The sequence below is a fragment of the Lysinibacillus telephonicus genome, assembly GCF_039654155.1.
Lineage (GTDB): Bacteria > Bacillota > Bacilli > Bacillales_A > Planococcaceae > Ureibacillus > Ureibacillus telephonicus.
This window is the reverse complement of the sequence record NZ_CP155468.1, coordinates 2907856-2927547: the sequence shown is the minus strand read 5'-3', so window position 1 is coordinate 2927547 and position 19692 is coordinate 2907856. Positions and strand designations below refer to the sequence as shown.

Annotated in this window: 19 protein-coding genes and 2 other annotated features; all 19 genes read left to right on the top strand. The window is 35.1% G+C overall.

All coding sequences use genetic code 11. The features are described 5' to 3' along the window. The first annotated feature begins 203 nt into the window (after positions 1-203). The 19 genes from MKY04_RS14155 to rplU all read left to right on the top strand — a co-directional run bounded on the left by MKY04_RS14155 (position 204) and on the right by rplU (position 19689). Positions 204-1154, top strand: a complete 951-nt coding sequence (locus MKY04_RS14155; protein WP_126292678.1) for a hypothetical protein — start codon at positions 204-206, stop codon at positions 1152-1154. A 423-nt stretch (positions 1155-1577) separates the two neighbouring features. Continuing rightward, positions 1578-1817, top strand: a binding site (T-box leader). Positions 1818-1878: 61 nt separating this feature from the next. Then, positions 1879-4533 (top strand): valine--tRNA ligase, encoded by a 2655-nt coding sequence (locus MKY04_RS14145; RefSeq protein ID WP_346234610.1) that lies wholly within the window; start codon positions 1879-1881, stop codon positions 4531-4533. Between the two features lie 285 nt (positions 4534-4818). Beyond that, positions 4819-6111 carry a folylpolyglutamate synthase/dihydrofolate synthase family protein gene (locus tag MKY04_RS14140; protein WP_346234609.1) on the top strand — a complete coding sequence of 431 codons (1293 nt, stop codon included), beginning with the start codon at positions 4819-4821 and terminating at the stop codon, positions 6109-6111. A gap of 109 nt (positions 6112-6220) precedes the next feature. Next, positions 6221-7480, top strand: coding sequence for a bifunctional folylpolyglutamate synthase/dihydrofolate synthase (locus tag MKY04_RS14135; RefSeq protein WP_126292682.1), 1260 nt, complete (start codon positions 6221-6223; stop codon positions 7478-7480). 124 nt (positions 7481-7604) lie between these two features. Beyond that, complete coding sequence (locus tag MKY04_RS14130) at positions 7605-8249, top strand: hypothetical protein (protein ID WP_126292683.1); 645 nt, start codon at positions 7605-7607, stop codon at positions 8247-8249. A gap of 95 nt (positions 8250-8344) precedes the next feature. Next, a complete protein-coding gene (locus MKY04_RS14125; protein ID WP_126292684.1) occupies positions 8345-8932 on the top strand; it encodes a Maf family protein in 588 nt (195 codons plus the stop codon). Positions 8933-8947: 15 nt separating this feature from the next. Further along, positions 8948-9646: a RadC family protein gene (radC, locus tag MKY04_RS14120; protein WP_126292685.1), complete on the top strand. Its 699-nt coding sequence runs from the start codon at positions 8948-8950 to the stop codon at positions 9644-9646. 262 nt (positions 9647-9908) lie between these two features. Further along, positions 9909-10622, top strand: a complete 714-nt coding sequence (locus MKY04_RS14115) for a hypothetical protein (protein ID WP_346234608.1) — start codon at positions 9909-9911, stop codon at positions 10620-10622. A gap of 3 nt (positions 10623-10625) precedes the next feature. Then, positions 10626-11375 (top strand): hypothetical protein, encoded by a 750-nt coding sequence (locus MKY04_RS14110; RefSeq protein WP_346234607.1) that lies wholly within the window; start codon positions 10626-10628, stop codon positions 11373-11375. 313 nt (positions 11376-11688) lie between these two features. Continuing rightward, positions 11689-12912, top strand: coding sequence for a DUF4062 domain-containing protein (locus MKY04_RS14105; protein ID WP_346234606.1), 1224 nt, complete (start codon positions 11689-11691; stop codon positions 12910-12912). Further along, on the top strand, positions 12909-13148 hold the full coding sequence (locus MKY04_RS14100; RefSeq protein WP_126292689.1) for a hypothetical protein: 240 nt from the start codon (positions 12909-12911) through the stop codon (positions 13146-13148). Before MKY04_RS14105 ends, MKY04_RS14100 begins: the two co-directional genes overlap by 4 nt. A gap of 572 nt (positions 13149-13720) precedes the next feature. Beyond that, the gene (locus MKY04_RS14095) at positions 13721-14740 is read left to right on the top strand and encodes a rod shape-determining protein (protein ID WP_126292690.1); all 1020 of its coding nucleotides are present in this window, start codon (positions 13721-13723) and stop codon (positions 14738-14740) included. Positions 14741-14752: 12 nt separating this feature from the next. After that, complete coding sequence (gene mreC / locus MKY04_RS14090) at positions 14753-15673, top strand: rod shape-determining protein MreC (RefSeq protein WP_126292691.1); 921 nt, start codon at positions 14753-14755, stop codon at positions 15671-15673. After that, positions 15674-16198, top strand: a complete 525-nt coding sequence (gene mreD, locus MKY04_RS14085) for a rod shape-determining protein MreD (protein WP_126292692.1) — start codon at positions 15674-15676, stop codon at positions 16196-16198. A 28-nt stretch (positions 16199-16226) separates the two neighbouring features. After that, the gene (locus tag MKY04_RS14080; protein ID WP_126292693.1) at positions 16227-16895 is read left to right on the top strand and encodes a septum site-determining protein MinC; all 669 of its coding nucleotides are present in this window, start codon (positions 16227-16229) and stop codon (positions 16893-16895) included. 1 nt (position 16896) lies between these two features. Beyond that, complete coding sequence (gene minD / locus MKY04_RS14075; RefSeq protein ID WP_126292694.1) at positions 16897-17694, top strand: septum site-determining protein MinD; 798 nt, start codon at positions 16897-16899, stop codon at positions 17692-17694. Between the two features lie 388 nt (positions 17695-18082). Next, a complete protein-coding gene (locus MKY04_RS14070; protein ID WP_346234605.1) occupies positions 18083-18634 on the top strand; it encodes a M23 family metallopeptidase in 552 nt (183 codons plus the stop codon). Continuing rightward, positions 18607-19245 (top strand): site-2 protease family protein, encoded by a 639-nt coding sequence (locus MKY04_RS14065; protein WP_246020135.1) that lies wholly within the window; start codon positions 18607-18609, stop codon positions 19243-19245. Before MKY04_RS14070 ends, MKY04_RS14065 begins: the two co-directional genes overlap by 28 nt. A 42-nt stretch (positions 19246-19287) precedes the next feature. Next, positions 19288-19366, top strand: a sequence feature (ribosomal protein L21 leader region). Between the two features lie 14 nt (positions 19367-19380). Beyond that, entirely contained in the window at positions 19381-19689 is a 309-nt protein-coding gene (rplU, locus tag MKY04_RS14060; RefSeq protein WP_126292696.1) for a 50S ribosomal protein L21, read from the top strand. Positions 19690-19692: the final 3 nt, after the last annotated feature.

The window sequence follows — 19692 nt, the reverse complement described above, 5'->3', positions numbered from 1 at the left end:
TAGCTCTTTTCTGATTGGAATAGAAAATAACTTTCTGCTTTTGACCTTAGTCATCAAAAATATTTGGAACGAAAATTAACAACTCCGTAATGAAAAATAAAATTGCGAATGTAAATTGTTTTATTATTTACTTTTCGACATCGATATTCTTTTTAGCATACTTTAATTTCTCTCGCATATTGTAGAAACGGGAGGGATATCATATGCAAAATATTAACTGGGAAATGATGACTCAATTTGTTTTTCCTGAACAGTGTGGCATTGTTGAAGAAATTATTTCTGTTGATATAAAACCAATTTGGCAGCAAATCGAAACGGACGATTCTATTCGATTAGTTGGTATATATCATATTGCTGCGGTTGCGCGTTTTAATCCAAAAGAGACCCCAGAATATTGTGAAGGAACGTTAATTGATCAATTAGAATTTGATGGTCATGATGGTTATTTTGAATATGCACTGCCATTAGAAGTTGATTTACCTCGAGATAAAGTTGCTGAAAAAAATCAGCCTCAAGTTTGCGTTAATGATGTCTCGTTTTTCGTTTATGATGGCTCGAGTTGCACATTTAAATGGGAAGTAGACTGTGAATTTGAAGAATCTGTTGAAGGTGCTTTATTTAAACACGAACCAACTGTTGAACCAATGCCAGTGTTGGAGAAACCAAGCTTACCAGAATCCTCTTCTAAAAAAGAAGAACTTAAATTTACTCATGAAGAGGCAGCACAACAGGAACCAATAGTGACAGAAGAACTACGATTTGGCTATGATGCGATATTTCCGGAACAACCAAAATTACCAGAGTTAGAAACTGTAATGGAAGAAGATAAAAATACAGTTGAATCTTTAAATTCTGTGGGACAAACAGTACCTGAGGAGCCGTCCTATGTTGAAGTGTATAAATTTGTAGAACCGATAATTGAAAGCAGTAGTAGCAGTAGTAGTATGAAAATGGCTCCAGAGTTTGAACTTAGCCGTGGTACAGTAGAAGAAATTGAAGAACCACAAGCTAGTCAGCCAAAAGTTAGTGAACAACAGAGAGAGAAATTGGTCGAGTCAAATCAATATTTCCCGACAGATACAGATGATTTTTATAATGAATTGACAGAATCATATACTTTATTAAACATTTCAAATAAAATCCGTTATGAATAAATAACATAGCAAAGCGAGCAGTAGCAAAAATAGAAAGTCTCCAGTTGTTGGCAAAAATAAAGTTCTTAATCCTTGGAAAACTGTAATGGGGATAATAATTTGCTTGCAAAAAAATCTTGTTTTCCTTAGCCAAGGCGGCAATAAATAAGGATTATAGCTTCTGCCTTTAAAGCCCCTTTTTTTCAAAAAGTTCACACGCCTTTCATTATATTCGTTGTCACTTGAAAACTGTTGTTGTAATATTATACAATAAGACCAGTTAAAATTTGCTTAACTTATTTTATAAGTTAAACAAATTTAGCCTCCGGCGGATGTCACAGATTTTGAAAGGAGTATGTCGTGCATGCACGACCAAAATCTGGACGGCATGTATCTGCACCGATAGCTTACAGCAGATGCAAATTCGTACGGCGAATTTGAATATTTGATGCAATGAATAGGAAGAGTAGAATGATAATTGCTTGCACAAGAGAGGGAACGGTAGCTGAAAAGTTTCTGCTTGCAACCATTTGAATGTAGCCTTGGAGCAGCTTTTGTGAAATAACAGTAGCAAAACGCCGGTGAAAAGCCGTTATTTAAATGAGAGCCATTGAGATTAAAGCTTGTAAATCTCATGGAATAAAGGTGGTACCGCGAATGATTATAAACTCCTTCGTCCTTTTTAGACGGAAGGAGTTTTTTATTTTGTCTTAAAACAGGCATTAATTAAGGAGGAAAACTATTTATGTCAGAAGAACAACAAAACATTTCGATGCCAACGAAATACGATCCGCAAAGTATCGAAGCTGGTCGCTATGAATGGTGGCTGCAAGGTAAATTTTTCGAAGCTCAGCCTGAAAGTGGCAAACAGCCTTATTCAATCGTTATTCCACCGCCAAACGTTACAGGGAAGCTTCACTTAGGCCACGCTTGGGATACTACATTACAAGATATTCTTGTTCGTATGAAGCGTATGCAAGGATATGATGCATTATGGCTGCCTGGTATGGACCATGCTGGTATTGCAACTCAAGCAAAGGTTGAAGCAAAACTTCGTGAAGAGGGAGTGTCGCGCTATGACCTTGGCCGTGAAAAATTCCTTGAAAAAACATGGGAATGGAAGGAAGAATATGCTAGTCATATTCGACAACAATGGGCAAAGCTTGGGTTAGGACTTGACTATTCTCGTGAGCGTTTTACCCTTGATGAAGGCTTATCTGATGCTGTAAAAGAAGTATTTGTTAAGCTATATGAAAAAGGACTAATTTACCGTGGTGAACGTATCATTAACTGGGATCCAGCTGCGAAAACAGCTTTATCTGACATTGAAGTAATCCATAAAGAGGTAGAAGGTGCATTCTATCATATGGAATACCCATTAGCAGATGGCTCTGGTGTTTTACGTGTAGCTACTACACGCCCAGAAACAATGTTAGGCGACTCAGGTGTTGCTGTACATCCGGAAGATGAACGATACAAACATTTAATTGGCAAAACTGTTATCCTTCCAATTGTAGGTCGCGAAATTCCAATCGTAGCCGATGATTATGTTGATATGGAATTCGGTACAGGTGTTGTAAAAATGACGCCGGCTCATGATCCGAACGACTTTGAAGTTGGTAATCGTCATAATTTAGAACGCATTCTTGTAATGAATGAAGATGGCACAATGAACGAACTTGCCGGGAAATATGCTGGGTTAGACCGCTTCGAATGCCGTAAGCAAATCGTAAAAGATCTACAAGAAGCAGGCGTTTTAGTTGAAATTGAACCACATACTCATCAAGTAGGCCACTCTGAACGTTCAGGTGCTGTGGTAGAGCCTTACCTTTCAGCTCAATGGTTCGTAAAAATGGGACCTCTTGCAGAGCAAGCATTGGAAATGCAGAAAAATGAAGCGGAAAAAGTTAACTTTGTTCCAAATCGTTTTGAAAATACGTACAATCGCTGGATGGAAAATATCCATGATTGGTGTATTTCTCGTCAACTATGGTGGGGTCATCAAATTCCGGCATGGTACCATAATGAAACTGGCGAAATTTATGTTGGTAAAGAAGCACCAGAAGATGTTGAAAACTGGACACAAGATGAAGATGTACTCGATACATGGTTCTCTTCTGCATTATGGCCATTTTCAACAATGGGCTGGCCAGATGCTGAAAATGAAGAATTTAAACGTTACTATCCAACAAATACACTAGTAACAGGGTATGACATTATTTTCTTCTGGGTAAGCCGCATGATTTTCCAAGGTAAAGAATTTACTGGCGAACGTCCATTTAAAGATGTATTAATCCATGGTTTAGTCCGTGATGGTGAAGGACGTAAAATGAGTAAATCGCTTGGTAATGGTGTAGATCCAATGGAAGTAATCGCACAATATGGCGCCGATTCACTTCGCTATTTCTTAGCTACTGGTTCTTCTCCAGGCCAAGATTTGCGTTATACAACTGAAAAGGTAGAAGCTGTTTGGAACTTTGCAAATAAAATTTGGAATGCATCACGCTTTGCCCTCATGAATATGGATGGCTTAAAATACGAAGAAATTGACTTAACAGGCAATTTAAATGTTGCAGATAAATGGATTTTAACTCGTTTAAATGAAACAATTGAACGTGTAACAAGCCTAGCAGAGCGTTATGAGTTTGGTGAGGTTGGCCGTGAACTTTATAACTTCATTTGGGATGATTTCTGTTCATGGTATATCGAAATGGCTAAACTTCCACTATATGGTGAAGATGAGCAAGCGAAGAAAACAACTAGATCTGTTCTTGCATATGTTCTTGACAACACAATGCGCTTACTGCATCCGTTAATGCCATTTATTACAGAAGAGATTTGGCAGCACTTGCCTCATAGCGGTGAATCTATTACAGTAGCTGCATGGCCAACTGTAAAAGAAGAATTCAACTTTAGCAATGATGCAGCAAGTATGAAGCTTCTCATGGACATTATACGTTCTGTGCGAAACATTCGTGCAGAAGTAAATACACCTATGAGCAAAAAAGTAGAGCTATTCATTGCAACTAAGGATGCAGAAACTACAAGGGTTTTAGAGGAAAATAGAGCATATGTTGAGAAATTCTGTAATCCTGAAAGCTTAACAATTGGTGAAAACATTGAAGCACCTAGCCAATCCATGACTGCAGTTGTAACAGGGGCTGAATTATTCTTACCTTTAGCAGGTTTAATTAATTTAGAAGAGGAAATTGCTCGTCTTGAAAAAGAACTAGAAAAATGGGCGAAGGAAGTAAAATTAGTTTCAGGAAAGCTTTCAAATGAAAAATTTGTTTCAAAAGCACCGGAGGAACTTGTTGCTAAAGAACGTGAAAAACTGGCAGATTACAAAGAAAAATATGAAGTAGTTGAAAAACGTTTAGCAGAGTTAAAAAATATGTAATATTATAGAAGATGTCCTAGTTTAACTAGGGCATTTTTCGTTGTTGTAGAAAATATAGTATTAATTTTTATTGTTTTCATTTTGTAAGGAGCGCTATTAGTTAGTTACTCCTCCTTTTTTCTAGCTTAGTACACAGTTTATAGTGGCAGGCTGTGCTTTCTTAATCGTTCAACCTGCTTGGACGTGAATATGCAATAGACTAACCAGTAATGAGTACGTACAAGCCCTTACTGATATAAGATGGTATAGTATAGATTAAATATTTTAAAAACAGGAGCAGATTAAATGTTTCAGTCAATAGAACAATGTACAGATTTTATTTTTAAATTGAAGGCAAGCGAATATAAGGGTGAGCCACTGGAAGCAGTTCGAATTATTTTAGAGCAGTTGGGGAATCCACAAAATAGAGTTAAATACATACATTTTGCTGGATCAAATGGCAAGGGCTCCACGTTAAATGCAACGAGGGAAATTTTAATGGGACACGGCCTGTCAGTTGGCGCTTTTACATCTCCTCATCTGGAAAGAGTTAATGAACGAATAACAATAAATAAGGTTCAAATTACTGATGAACAATTTTTACAATATGCCAATATTATTTCAGATGTCATCCAGTCGAAGCTGGATGGGAAATTTCCTAGCTTTTTTGAGATTATGACTGTGCTAGCCCTATTGCATTTTGCGAATGGACAAATAGACGTGGCATTAATAGAGACTGGCATTGGTGGTCGTATAGACTCAACGAATATAATTATTCCTGAGATTTCAGTGATTACGACTATTTCATTAGAACATACCGAAATATTGGGGGATTCAATTGAAAAAATTGCATACGAGAAAGCAGGGATTATAAAGGACGGGAAGCCTGTTGTAGTAGGGGTAAAGCAACAAGAAGCACTGAGAGTAATAAAGCAAAAGGCAATGCAAAGCGATGCTGTAATATACTGTTTAAATGAGGATTTTCATTACGAGAATATTCAACAATCTTTCCCTCAAACGTTTGATTTTAAATCACAGCAGCTTACTTTAAGTAATATACCATTAGCAATGTTAGGCTTGCATCAAGTGGAAAATGCTTCTTTAGCAATTGTAGCTTCAAAGCTATTTGATCGTGATATCTCTGAGAATACAATTAAACAAGCACTTCAAAATGCACGTTGGGAAGGCCGATTTGAAAGGGTTGGCGAGCGAATTATTATTGATGGTGCGCATAATTCAGAAGGAACTGCTGCACTTATTAAAACATTAAAGCAAGTGTATCCAAATAAAAGCTATAAATTTGTATATGCGGCATTAATGGATAAGGATCATGGAAAAAGTATTGCAATGATGGATCAGGTTGCTTCTGCCATGAGATTTACTGAAATTCCATTGCCTCGCGCAGCAAAGGCTGATTATCTTGCTTCACAGTCAAATCATCCAAACATTATTTCAAATGAAAACTGGAAGCAATTAATTCAAGATGAAGAACAAAATCTTCTAGAAAATGAACTGTTAATCATTACAGGTTCTCTTTATTTTATTGCAGAAGTACGAACATATTTATCTTCATTCAGCAAAAGACTCCCGCCTCTATAGGGGGGTGAATGCAAATTTGTTTTTATTCCGTGATGGTGCAAACCTTATTTGGGTAAAGGTAAAGTCTCCGGCCAGTCATTCTTAGGGAAGTTTAGAAAGGAAGTTTAAAATGATTCCGAAACTTGATGAATATAAAAAAAAATGGGAAGTTGAAAGCGATCAAATTATTAAACCGGGACTTGGAGCGATTAGAAGTGCATTAAAAAAGTTAAATAATCCGCAAGAGCATTTAAATATTGTTCATATCGCAGGGACTAATGGCAAAGGTTCTACGCTTACATTTTTAGAGCAAATATCAAAACAGCATGGTCTAACTGTTGGGAAGTTTATGTCTCCTTGTATTGTCGATGTACATGATCAAATTCAAATTAATGGACAGGCGATTTCTGAAAAAGAATTAAATAGTATTTTTAAACAAATGAAAAATGCGAATTTAAGTGGAATGTTAACAGATTTTGAACTGTTAACATGTGCGGCTTTTCTTCATTTCTACCAACAAGAGGTAGATCTTGTCCTGTTAGAGACTGGGATGGGTGGCAGAGAAGATAGCACGAATGTTGTCACGCCAATAGTCTCTATTATTACCAGCATTGCTTTAGAACATACGAGGTTTCTAGGACCGACAATTAAAAGCATTGCTAGTCACAAGGCGGGTATCATTAAGGAAGGTAGACCTATAATAATTGGAAAATTGCCAGAGGAAGCGCTCTATGTAGTTGAACAAGAAGCTTATGAAAAACATGCACCTTTAATAAAGCTTGGCGACCATTTTAATATTGATTGTACGAATGAATTTGGAGATATATATACTAATGATGAAAACGGTCTTTATATAAATGATCTAAAACGGTCACTGCCGGGAGAACATCAGGGCGACAATATGGCGTTGGCAATAACGGCTTTATTTGAGGTAGCGAAGTATTTCCAACTGCCAGTGGATATTGAAAAAATTCGAGAAGGTGTAAAACATGCTACATTGCCTGGCCGATTTGAACAAGTATATCCAAATATCTATTTTGACGGAGCCCACAATCCAGCTAGTGCAATAAAGCTTGCTGAAACAATTCGGCAGCAGTTTCCAAATGAGGTTATTCGCTTTGTTATCGGTATGTTAGCTGATAAAGATGTGAAATCTGTGTTACGGACATTTGAAACCGTTAGTGAAGAGTTTTATTTTGTTGATTTCATGAATGAACGTGCGATGAAGGCAGAGGATATGCTTTCTCTATCAAATGCGTCATCTAAGCAAATCGTAAAAGATTATATTCCTTTCCTTCAAAGCTGTATAAACCGCAATGGAAAAACGATTGTAACGGGCTCGCTATATTTATTAGCTGAGATTAGAGAAGCACTTTTAAATAAATATTAAAGCAAATATCATGTTGAATCGTAGCGATTATTCGTAGTATTTGCGAAATATTTTTTAGCTGAGACGACAATAGTCTCGCTTTTTTTTGTTCTGTATTTGTTACGGTTACAATGAGGTGATGCGAATGAAATTTCCAAAAGGAATCGGACGAAGAGACCTAACATATGCAGCAATTTTAGGTTCAGTGGCAGGCCTAGCAGGAGTACTGTTTTTTATACTATTACTTAGTTCAATGAATACTACAGAAACAGAAACAGCAGAACAGACTAGTCAAGGCAAGGAAGAAGAAGTCATACCAGTACAATCAACAAATAATAATATAGAAGTTGATTCATCAGTGGAATTTTTCGCAAACCAACATGGTGTATTTTCAAGTCAAGCAGCAGCGTTAGAATTTACTTCTGGATATGCCTCTCTTAATACGAGTGCAGTTGTAGAAGTGGATGGGAGTTATTATGTTTGGTCCTCAGTAACGCCGATCAAAGAAGATATTGTTCTATCGGATAATCCCACTTCATTTGTAAAACCATTTAAATTATCTGGAGGAGCCTGTACAAACCCAGAAATTCAAAGTTTGCCCAAGAATTTGCAAAGCAATGATCGTTCAAAATTTTATTTTGAGGAAGGCAATGTCCCTGAAAATATTCCTGAGGATTGGCAATCAATAACATCAGCAATATCAAGTCTTTCAGATGATTTAGGAGTTGCCAGGCTGCATTTAATTGCTCATTATATGACTAAAAATGACTGCTTGAAAATTGAATTTTAATAGATGGTTTTTAGGGAGAATTCTAGTTTTCTATGGTTCGCTAAAAATTTTCAAATTTCGTTTCCTCAGCTATTATATAGACAGGAGGAATGGAAATGAATTTAATTACAGATCACGAAATTGTGTTGGCATCATCTTCACCAAGACGAAAGGAACTATTTTCAAAATTAGGTATTCCTTTTGAGGTTATTACAAGTAATGTGGTGGAGACATCGGTACAAGCAGAATTGATGGAAGAGTATGTTAAAGAAGTAGCTTTGCTAAAATCACGTGATGTTGCAAAAGTAGCTGTTGGAAAAACAATTATTGGTGCAGATACAGTAGTCGTTTATGAGGACACACTGTTACATAAACCAAAAACAAAGGAAGAAGCGATAGCTCACTTGCAAAAACTCTCTAATAATGTTCATCAAGTCATGACTGCGGTTGCAATTATTCAGCCCGATGGAACAGAAGAAATTTTTGTGGAAAAGACCTTCGTATATTTTAAGAAACTTTCACTTGAGCTAATTAATTTTTATGTAGAAACGGGCGACCCTTTTGATAAAGCGGGTGGCTATGGCATCCAAACACTTGGTGCCCTATTGGTAGATCGAATTGATGGAGACTACAACAATGTAGTCGGATTACCTTTAGCAAGTGTGTTTGAAAAATTAGTTGCACTAAATATTATTAAAATTTAAGGGAAGTGAAGTTGAATGACCATTGCGATCTTTCCGGAGCTTATGATACGTGATGTTCATGCAGAAGACCGGCCGCGTGAACGGCTAATCCGGCAAGGTGCACAAAGTTTATCGAATCAAGAGTTAATTGCGATCTTATTACGTACAGGAACAAAGCAAGAGTCTGTGCTTGCGCTTGCAAATCGTGTATTAAATTATTTTGAGAAATTGCATGGGCTAAAACATGCAACACTCGAAGAAATTATATCGGTAAAGGGGATTGGCGAAGCAAAGGCGGTACAGCTTTTGGCAGCTATAGAACTTGGCAGGAGGCTTGCGCAGAAGCAAGTAGACTCTCGTTTCACAATCCGTTCCCCACAAGATGCAGCCACTTATTTAATGCCTGAAATGTCTTCATTGCAGCAAGAGCATTTCGTCGTTTTATTTTTAAATGTAAAAAATCAAGTATTGCACAAACAAACAATTTTTATTGGCAGCTTAAATTCCAGCATTGTCCATCCACGAGAAATATTCCGCGAAGCTGTTAAACGTTCTGCAGCCTCTATTATTTGTGCACATAATCATCCATCTGGAAACGCAGCGCCCAGTCCAGAAGATATAGAAGTGACGAAGCGTCTGCAAGAAGCAGGGTATATCATCGGCATTGAACTTGTTGATCATGTTATCATTGGAGATCATCAATTTACGAGTTTAAAAGAAAAGGGCTATATGTAATAAAGTTATCTAAACAGACGAAAATCTATTTTTTATGGATTTCCGTCTGTTTTTTGTTTGATTTTAAATACGAATTGCTAAATTAATTTTTTTAGTTTTAAGTTGAAGCTGAAAATTATCAAGATTACTGAAACTTTTTGGATAATATTTCCGTATGTTTGTAAAGAAGTAAATTCGAAAAAGAATTAAATGAGTAAGTTTAGTGAAATATTAATTTTTTCGAATCCCGGATTTGATTCGACAAAATGAGGAGGTGTTGAAAATGAATATTGAATCTACGTTCGATGTTGTTGCTACAGTCTTCAATATAATAGCTTGGAGCGGTATACTTTTTTGGGTGTACAGAGTTTATAAAAAACAAATCATAAAGCCTGAAATATGGAAAATGTTGATTGTCATGATTGTAGGGCTATTCTCCTTTTCAATTAAATTCAATTTGTTTCAATCAATAATAAATATTCCGATATTGCCTCTTGGTGTATGGATTCTGTATTTCATTTTAAAACGACGGGAGGAGAGCTGGCAAAAGTATCGTTCATTTGCTTGGGTTGGTTTTTGGGCAAATTTTATTTTCTTAGCTGCCACATTATTAACTTTACCGATTCATTATTTAATATATCCTAACGATAAACTTTCTACATATATTTCCAACATTGAACATGCAGCAATTGTAACGATTCATCCATCAGGGAATGGGCAACCTCTCGTGAAAGATGATCTATTAAATCAATTGGAAACAATGGAAAAACAAAAGATCAATAGTAGCGAGTGGTACCAAGACATAGTAATAAATTCTGATACGAATGAGAGAAATGAGCGGTTCCCATATCAACTTGTTGGTACATTTCCTAAATGGGGGAGCGGCCTTCATTCAATTATTTATATAGAGGAGGATGGAAAGGGTATCCTCGTATCGACGCCAAAAGAGCAACTTTATTTTCGCTCTGAAATGTCCTTGATAGAAAGGGTGGAATAGTTCATGAAAAAAAAGTCATTTCTTATGACTGGAATAGCAGTAGCCGTTATATTATTCGCAATGATTTACTGGTTTGAATTTTCTGAGCCTAATCCCTTTCCACCGACTGAACAACTTCTTGAAGAGATAAATAATAGCTATCCCGAAGTGACAGCAAAACTCATCCAAGATACATCTTTTGTTGATGAGCGTCATGTCGTAGTACCGTTTATTTCAAATGAAAATATGTATGGTCTCAGCTATTGGGTTTGGAAAAATCATGAGTGGCAAATTGCAGAGATAGATACAAGTGGAATACCGAGGCTATTCAAAGCGAATAAAAATAACCCTTCATCCTATTATTTTGTTTGGAATATTCACCCGGGAGATGCTTTAGGTTCAATTGAGTTTTATTTCGTAAGAGATAGAAATTTCTATGTTTCAGATAATATCCATACCTATTCACCAAAAATTCAAATGATGAAAGAAGTTTCACTAAAAGACAAATCTTATGGTGTAATGCAGCTCCCAGAAGAATGGGTAACAATAATAGAGGAATTTTCAAAATCACAATTAGCAAATAAACCAAGTCCTTCTTTCCAGCATTTTTTTCCTGATCAATCGATGTATTTTGGATGGATTCCATATGATGAGATGAAGCGCGAATCTTACCCAGAACTATCAAGTAATGGGGGTGGCTTTTCTACCGGTGATGACGTGGAATTAGAGCATGTCATGATATTCAATCGAGTAGATGTGGAATATCTTAAATGAAATTCATTAGTCCTATAGTCAAATTGATTTCCTTTTTTCTTTAACAGATAAATTATAATGAAAAAATAATTTTGATAGAATTCAGTATTAATGTTGGCTTAACTGTAATAAATAGAATAATAAATAATTTCTGAAGCGAGTTGGGTTCAATATGGGTTGAACCTTCTTTTTAGATTTATCAGAAAATATACATTAACAATCGTTCGTATTTAAGGTAAAATTTGTATATATATTCAAACTTGAAACCTGGTTTATTTGGAGAAAATTCTTCTAAGTTAACATAACATTACTACACTTAAAAGGGTGGGGCTAAGTGATTAATCGGACTAGGATTTTTATAAGTTCTGCGTATGAAGCTGATTTAAAAAGTCCAAGAAAAATTATAAAAGAATGTTTGGAAGAAAGTGGTCATGAAGTGCCGATATTTGAAACAGGTGACTTTGGAACATGGGAAACAGACACACTTGAGCAGTGCTTGCAAGTGGTTAGGTCAAGTGATATTTTTATACTTTTAATCAATAGAAAATCAGGTGCAAGTCCTAATCTAATGTCGGGAAATATAACAGCTACATATCGTGAATACCAAACAGCTAGAAATGAAAAGAAGCACATACTAGTTTTTGTTTCACCAGATATCAAAAGGAACTTCGATATTTTACACCCTCAGCTAAAAGTTTTATATCAGGAATATTTAAACGAAAATCATCGAATACCCAAATCGCCGTATGATCCATTTCAATATTGGATAGAGAATTGTAAAGATGTAATGGCAAAGGAAATATTATCAAATGCAGATCCTTTTGTTTGGGCTTTCTTATTCGATATTTATAGTAACAGGGAGTGGCTTTATGAATTTGATTTTTCTGATACTCCAAGTAATGCTAAAATAATCTCACAGATGTTAAGTACATCTTTTCGTTCAGTAGTAAGTTTGATTTCAGAAAAAGATCGAATAAATCAGTTAAAGAAACAAGCCTCGTATTTATTAAGTTATGCTGATTATACTATAGAACTTCTCCATGAAAAAAATTTAATTATGGAGAACTTAGTTCATTCTAAAGAATATAATGTTGATAGTTGGTCAAACTTTTTAGAAAAAGGTATCAAATTTTTAAAACAGCCAAGGGATATAGTTCAAGCACCTAATTTTAATCCAATAAAAGTAAATACAATTACTTGCTTTGCGGCTTCACTTTATTTATATAATGAAGATAAAGAAAAGTTTTTGCATCTTGTGGGTACTACAGGCGAAATATCCGCACCGTATTATTTTTCAATTGATGAAGAAGACATATTTGTAGTTGAAGCATTTACTAAAGAAGAAAGAATTATTGCTTTTCGGGAAGAAAAACAAACTATTTATCTAACAGAACCTGTTGGAAATTATGTATTTTGTTTGCATTTTTCACTTGATACTTACTGGACAGGTAATAATGTTATGGCTTACGTAGAAGAGATTGAAAGTGCTATAATAAATGCAAAAGAAGAAGAGTACTTCTTTGAATATTTTAAATCAATGATAGGAGGGGTATTATGAGTAAAGAATCTGTTAATTATAAAATACAAGGTTCTGTAGTTGTAAAAAGATCCTCCGCAGTCTCTGGAAGAAAATTAGGTAAGGTAGATAAAATAAATAAACACGGTGGATGGATTATAAGAGATGCAAAAACTGGAACATTTCGAGAATCAATGACAGATAACATCAATTCTATAGATAGAATTCTTATTGAATCCGAAAAAATAATGCCACGTCCTCAAAACAGAAGAAAATAATGATGTTTTGTTTCTAAAGGCAAGAGTATTCTTTTTTAGAAAAGAGTACTCTTGTTGTGTTATTAATTATTAACTTTTGATAAAGCTAAAGTTCACGTTTAGGCATAGTCGTTACTGTCGAATGAATAAAATAACATGTCCGATATCCGTTTCGTTTTTCATAAACAGTCGAAATCTATTTATTATGGATTTTCGACTGTTATTTAGTGCAAAATAAAAATGTGTAATACTATAATTACAAGTTAGTAACAGTAATAAGGAAAAATGTGTTTTATATTAAATTTGATACATACTATTACAATTAGTTTTTTAAAGAACCTATTTTTATTTTTTTCGTCATGTGAATGGAGCAGTTGTTACATGAATGTAAAAACTTACATAATTATTTTATTTGTTTCATGGCAAGAATCGAAATAAAATGAAAAATGTCGATAAAAATTGATTGTAGTAAAACAAATATGATAGAACAGTACATGTAACACTATAATTTTTCGAGCTTTTCCGCTATAATAATTCTTATGATTTTAAGCATTGTAAGAGAGAACGGCTTAAACAGAAAGGGAGTACAAAATTTGTTTGGATTAGGAAATAAAGATGTCGGGATTGATCTTGGCACAGCGAATACATTAGTTTTCATTAAAGGTAAAGGTATCGTTTTACGCGAACCTTCAGTTGTAGCAAAAAATACAAAAACTGGTGACATTGTTGCGGTTGGTAACGATGCAAAAAATATGATTGGCCGAACACCAGGATCAATCGTTGCAATTCGTCCAATGAAAGATGGCGTAATTGCAGATTTTGATATTACTACAACAATGATTCAGTATTATTTAAAGCAAGCGTTAAAAAATTCAGGCTCTAATTGGAAAAAGCCTAATGTGATGATTTGTGTACCATATGGTATTACATCAGTTGAACAACGTGCGGTTATTGATGCAAGTCGACAAGCGGGGGCAAAAGAAGCATTTACAATTGAAGAGCCTTTTGCTGCTGCGATTGGAGCAGATTTACCTGTTTGGGATCCAACAGGCTCGATGGTAGTTGATATTGGTGGAGGTACTACTGAGGTTGCTGTAATTTCATTAGGTGGCATCGTAACAAGTGAATCTGTTCGCATCGGCGGCGATGCAATGGATCAATCGATTACTACTTATATAAGAAAAACATATAATTTAACAATCGGTGAACGAACAGCTGAAAAAATTAAAATTGAAATCGGTACAGCACGAGTAGATGATATAAATGAAAAAATGGAAATTAGAGGACGCGACCTATTAACTGGGTTGCCAAAAACAATTGAAATTACTGCCGAAGAAATTTCAGATTCGCTTCGTGAAGCAATAACGGCAATCATTGATGGTGTAAAGAAAACATTAGAACAAACACCTCCAGAACTTTCTGCAGATGTTATGGAAAGAGGTATTGTTTTAACTGGTGGTGGAGCACTTCTACGTAATCTTGATAAAGTTATAAGCGATGAAACAAATATGCCTGTATTTATTGCTGAAAACCCACTTGATTGTGTTGCACTAGGTACAGGTAAAGCATTAGAACATATCGATTTAGTTCGTTCACAACAAATGAGAGGGTAAGGGGGAATTCCAATGCCACATTTTATGAACAAGAAATTAATATTGCTGCTAGTTGGCATGATTTTCCTTGTGGCATTGATTAGCTTCTCATTACGTGATCGCCAAAATGCTAGTCTTCCTGAACAATTTATTAAAGACACTGTTGGCTTTGCACAATCTATTGTAGCGAAGCCAGCAAATTACATAACAGGTATTTTTAATAATATTAATTCTTTATTAAATACGTATGAAGAAAATAAACGTCTAAAAATGCGTTTGGAAGATTTTGCTGTTCTCCAAGCAGAAGTTAATACATTGCAATCTGAAAATGAATCTTTAAAAGAGTTAGTAGATAAAGAGAGTAGCTTAAAGGATTACGATCCATTAAACGCAACAGTAATTGCCCGCAATCCAGACCAATGGGAAGAAAAAATTATTTTAAATAGGGGATCATCCCAAGGCGTAAAATTAAATATGGCTGTCATGTCATCCCAAGGGTTAATTGGGAAAATCAGCTTGGTAACACCTTTTACTTCCGAAGTGGAGCTGCTTAATACAAATAATCCAAATTATCGTGTTTCGGCAATTGTTCAGGGAGAAAAAAAGGATGTTTTTGGGTTAATAGAAGGATATGACGTAGAGCGTAATGAATTAATATTAAAGAGAATCGACTCAAGTTTTGAAGTGAACGTAGGAGAGCTAGTAGTATCATCAGGTTTAGGTGGAATTTTCCCAAAAGGGATTTTAATTGGAGAAATAACAGAGGTTACAACAGATGATTTTGGTCTAACGAAAATGGCGTATGTTAAACCGGCAGCAGACTTTTCAATGCTAGAGGATGTTATCATTGCAAAAAGAAATGCAACAATCATTGATGGTTCTGATGGTGAAGGCACAAATAAAGACCTTACGAATAAGACAAACAGTGAATCTGCAAATGAAGGTGAAGAATAAATGATTCGTTTTCTAATTCCCTTTGTCGCAGTCGCGTTGTTCTTATTGGAACCGGAATTTGCACTTTTTTCACCTATTAGCTGGGGAGACGGTGTTGTCTATTTGGTGCCTCGCTTTGTCATTCTCTATTTAATATTTCTTTCGATTTATTATAGTCGTAAGCGAGCTTGTATTTACGGTTTGCTTTTTGGACTCTTGTATGATGTGTTTTACATTGATATTATTGGATTATATTCCTTTTTATACCCCCTTGTTTGCTTTATAGCAGGATCAAGTGTGAAATTTATTCACCAGCATTTAAGTGTAACAACTATTTTGTCATTAGTTTTAGTCGCACTTATGGAACTTGTCTTATATTATTTTTTCTATTTTATTAATTTTACAACGATTCCGTTTACAGATTTTTTAAGTAATCGTTTACTTCCAACCATGATAGCTAATTTATTATTTTTAATTATGCTTGGTTGGGCATTTAAATATTTAATCAATGCGCGGCTGTTACAGCGTGCACGAGATATTTCTTAAAAATGAACGCGTGAGGTGTCGCTTTTTTATGAAAAAACAGCTTGTCCATATTAAAGGGACAAAAGAAGGGTTAGTACTTCGGCTAGATGATCAGTGCGCCTACGCAGAACTTGTAGAGGAACTTGAACGCAAAGTTTCCGAAGGCGGTATTGATGGGAAAGTAGATGTACAGCTCCACTTAGGAAACCGTTATCTTTCAAACGAACAGCAAACTGAGCTAATCGAAATTGTACACCGCCCCGGCAACATGCATGTTTCTAAAGTACTGAGTGACGTTATTTCAATCCAAGAAAGTACCAATCAACGATTAGTTAATCAATGTGAAACGTATGTTGGAATAGTTCGTTCTGGTCAGATTTTAAAAGCATCAGGGGATATAATTGTTCTTGGAGATGTAAATCCCAATGGTAAAATAGAAGCAGGTGGAAATATATTCGTACTTGGTAATTTAAGAGGAATAGTACATGCAGGGATAAATGGAAATAATGATGCAATTATCGTTGCTTCACATTTTAAACCAACCCACGTTTTAATTGCTGATAAAACAGAAATTATGTCAAATGAAAAACCCTTTATTATAGAACATGCTGAACAATTGTTCGCATATATTAATAGAGATGGCATTATTTCATATGAGCGTTTACAAGAAGTAAGAAATATACGACCATTATTAAGTGCATTTAAAGGAGGAAGCTAATGTGGGAGAAGCGATAGTAGTAACTTCAGGTAAAGGCGGTGTAGGTAAGACTACAACTACTGCCAATCTGGGAACTGCATTGGCCCTTCAAGGGAAGAAAGTATGCTTAGTTGATACAGATATCGGCTTACGTAACTTAGACTTAGTGTTAGGATTAGATAATCGCATTATATATGACCTAGTCGATGTCGTAGAAGGTCGCTGTAAAATTCATCAGGCCCTTGTGAAGGACAAGCGTGTTGACGAAAAACTATTTTTATTACCTGCTGCTCAGACTACGGATAAAAATGCTGTAACACCTGAACAAATGAAAAATTTAGTTGAAGAGTTGAAACGTGAATATGATTATGTTTTAATTGATTGCCCTGCCGGAATTGAACAAGGATATAAAAATGCAGTAGCTGGCGCTGATCGTGCAATTGTTGTAACAACGCCTGAAATTTCAGCAGTGCGTGATGCAGATCGCATCATTGGTTTATTGGAACAAGAAGAAATTGAGCCGCCAAAGTTAATCATTAACCGCATCCGAAAAGATTTAATGAAAAATGGGGATGCGTTAGATATTAATGAAATAACTGCACATTTATCAATTGATTTACTAGGCATTATCATCGATAGTGAAGAAGTAATTAGCTCATCTAATAAAGGTGAGCCAATTGTAATGGATCCGAATAATAGAGCTTCATTAGGGTATCGCAACATCGCTCGAAGAATTCTTGGAGAATCAGTTCCATTAATGGCATTGGAAGATGATCATAAGGGAATGTTTAAGAAATTGATTTCTATTTTTTCTAAGTAAGTTAATAGGAAGAAGCTATTGAATCAGTGAATTCAATAGCTTTTTTTTTATTTTTGAAGAAGATTAGCATCTATTTTAAAAAGAAAATTGTAGCTTTGATTAAGCTTTATAAAAAACGGCTTTTTTAATTCCTGTTTGTATAAGTGGGAAACAGGGGTCTTACTATACGATAACTACGGCAAAAGCGAATGTTACTTAGTATTGTTTTTTTACCTAGCTGAGATTTTACTTATATACGATTAAAGAGAAATACAGAGTATTTTTATATAACCGAATCATATGTTACGCATTACAAAAAATCGATGTTTTACGACAGTTCTTTTTTCTATCTAGTTGAATCGTAATTTCATATTTTTCATATACTATGAAAAAGAGAATGGATGAGGTAGTGAACAAAAAATGGAAATGGATTGCAGCTTTTGTTCTCTGTGCGATTGTGTTGGTCGGAAATCGCTTGCAGGAAAATGGACAATTAAATGTAGATGTAAAAAAAATTGTATATAGTTCAGAGGATTTGACTATGATGCGTAATTTGTTAAGAGAGGTATTTGGAAGTGAAACGGATACGACAATAACTGTATCATCAGAGACTATTAATCAAGAATTATTGTCCTTTGTTGCTGTAAAACCATTTGATAATGGATATTTGTTAACTTACGAGCAGGCGATTCCAATTCTTGCTATTGAAAATGGTCTTGTAGTGTATACAGGACATTCCAAAACGACAGGAAAAACAATTTCGGTTTTCTATGAAGACGATACAACGATTACTTATGGAAACGTGGATTCGTTTTCATTGTTGCCATATACATCAATTGAAAGAGGAAGTACAATTGCTAATAAAGAAATAGGTGACTTGTATATTAAGATTGAAAAGGATGGGAAGGTTTTAAATCTTGAGGAGACTTTAGAATGGATGAAAGAGCATACGCAATCATGATGCGTATGACAATTCATCCATTATTTTTGCCGATTTTGTTTGGTATGGTCTTGTATGGAAATGTTTCTTACTATGCACTTATTTTATCATCATTAATTGTTCATGAACTAGGACATATAATTGCTGCCTATTTTTGTAATGTCAAAGTTGAACGTTGTGTTATTATGCCGTACGGGGGAGAGATTGAATTACGGGGAGGGATGGCAATTCCCCCAGGGAAACAACTTATAATTGCACTTGGCGGCCCAATTGCAACAATTTGTTGTATTGCTATCACTCCTTTTTTAGATCCGTTAGTTGCGGATTTATTATTGAAAATTCAACTTGTCTTATTAGCTGTAAATATTATTCCCATTTGGCCGCTTGATGGTGGTAGAATAATGATGGCACTAATTTTAATCATTTATCCACGTGCTAGAGCATATGAATTATACTTAACCATTTCGTTAATTTTAATTTTATTAACAGTTATAATTACATTTATTTTATTGCCTAAAACTTTATTTTTACTAGTACTAAGTATTTTTTTACTTATAAAGTTAATTAGTGAATGGCGTTATCGGAAATATAGATTAGCTTTTGAGAAACATGTAATGAATAGGTTGACGTGACTATATTGCTATGATAATATTGTAATGTTATTGTTTGTAGCACCCGTGCTACAACCGCTCTGGGAAGGTTTTTAAGCATCTTTAAGATCACCTTTCATAACAGGCGAGTCTGAGTCTAAGAGGAGGTGCAGGTAAATGTACGCAATTATCGAAACTGGTGGGAAACAAATCAAAGTAGAAGCTGGACAAGAAATCTATGTTGAAAAATTAGGTATTCAAGCTGACGAAGTAGTAACTTTTGATAAAGTTTTATTCGTAGGTGGAGAAACAGTAAAAGTAGGTGCCCCTACTGTAGAAGGCGCTACTGTAACAGCTAAAGTTGTTAAAGAAGGTCGTGCTAAAAAAATCACTGTTTTCAAATACAAAGCGAAGAAAAACTACCGTCGTAAACAAGGTCATCGTCAACCTTACACAAAATTAGTTGTTGAATCTATCAACGCTTAAGAA

What these genes read in the sequence shown, in the direction of transcription:
- MKY04_RS14130 (WP_126292683.1), top strand. Translation starts at nt 7,605, where the DNA reads ATGAAATTTCCAAAAGGAATCGGACGAAGAGACCTAACATATGCAGCA.
- MKY04_RS14125 (WP_126292684.1), top strand. Translation starts at nt 8,345, where the DNA reads ATGAATTTAATTACAGATCACGAAATTGTGTTGGCATCATCTTCACCA.
- MKY04_RS14115 (WP_346234608.1), top strand. Translation starts at nt 9,909, where the DNA reads ATGAATATTGAATCTACGTTCGATGTTGTTGCTACAGTCTTCAATATA.
- radC (WP_126292685.1), top strand. Translation starts at nt 8,948, where the DNA reads ATGACCATTGCGATCTTTCCGGAGCTTATGATACGTGATGTTCATGCA.
- MKY04_RS14135 (WP_126292682.1), top strand. Translation starts at nt 6,221, where the DNA reads ATGATTCCGAAACTTGATGAATATAAAAAAAAATGGGAAGTTGAAAGC.
- MKY04_RS14140 (WP_346234609.1), top strand. Translation starts at nt 4,819, where the DNA reads ATGTTTCAGTCAATAGAACAATGTACAGATTTTATTTTTAAATTGAAG.
- MKY04_RS14065 (WP_246020135.1), top strand. Translation starts at nt 18,607, where the DNA reads ATGGATGAAAGAGCATACGCAATCATGATGCGTATGACAATTCATCCA.
- MKY04_RS14100 (WP_126292689.1), top strand. Translation starts at nt 12,909, where the DNA reads ATGAGTAAAGAATCTGTTAATTATAAAATACAAGGTTCTGTAGTTGTA.
- mreC (WP_126292691.1), top strand. Translation starts at nt 14,753, where the DNA reads ATGCCACATTTTATGAACAAGAAATTAATATTGCTGCTAGTTGGCATG.
- mreD (WP_126292692.1), top strand. Translation starts at nt 15,674, where the DNA reads ATGATTCGTTTTCTAATTCCCTTTGTCGCAGTCGCGTTGTTCTTATTG.
- MKY04_RS14080 (WP_126292693.1), top strand. Translation starts at nt 16,227, where the DNA reads ATGAAAAAACAGCTTGTCCATATTAAAGGGACAAAAGAAGGGTTAGTA.
- rplU (WP_126292696.1), top strand. Translation starts at nt 19,381, where the DNA reads ATGTACGCAATTATCGAAACTGGTGGGAAACAAATCAAAGTAGAAGCT.
- MKY04_RS14110 (WP_346234607.1), top strand. Translation starts at nt 10,626, where the DNA reads ATGAAAAAAAAGTCATTTCTTATGACTGGAATAGCAGTAGCCGTTATA.
- MKY04_RS14145 (WP_346234610.1), top strand. Translation starts at nt 1,879, where the DNA reads ATGTCAGAAGAACAACAAAACATTTCGATGCCAACGAAATACGATCCG.
- MKY04_RS14155 (WP_126292678.1), top strand. Translation starts at nt 204, where the DNA reads ATGCAAAATATTAACTGGGAAATGATGACTCAATTTGTTTTTCCTGAA.